The 340-nt window shown below is 41.8% G+C and carries 1 pseudogene; it reads right to left on the bottom strand.

Annotation, left to right across the window (positions count from 1 at the left end):
- Positions 1-50: 50 nt before the first annotated feature.
- Positions 51-340: pseudogene (locus CBI42_RS11630) on the bottom strand (VirB4-like conjugal transfer ATPase, CD1110 family); the annotation flags it as partial.

Consider the following 340-nt stretch of genomic DNA (forward strand, 5'->3'; position numbering starts at 1 on the left):
ATTGTTTGGGATCACTTTCAAACAAAAGAAATCACCTCTCTTTCTATTTTTTAACTATCTGTCGCAACCAATTGATAGAGTTTAGTATCTTTAGGAATAGGGTTTTCAAATGGAACAATTGTATCTCCAGCCACAATCAAACCCGTACCTTTTGCTTTTGGTCGCAAGACAAATCGCTCCAACGAAGGTGTAAGAGGGATAACCTGCTCCAGGGCTTCTAAGTCTGTTCGCTTCAGCTTCAGGAGGGCTAGAAACTCACAGTTTGCGACTAGCTTTCTACCTTCCTCTGTAGATAAAACAGTCTCTGGATTCTGTGTAATCCCTGTTGGGATGGCTCCAT

The organism is Streptococcus sp. KR, assembly GCF_002238115.1.
Taxonomy (GTDB): domain Bacteria; phylum Bacillota; class Bacilli; order Lactobacillales; family Streptococcaceae; genus Streptococcus.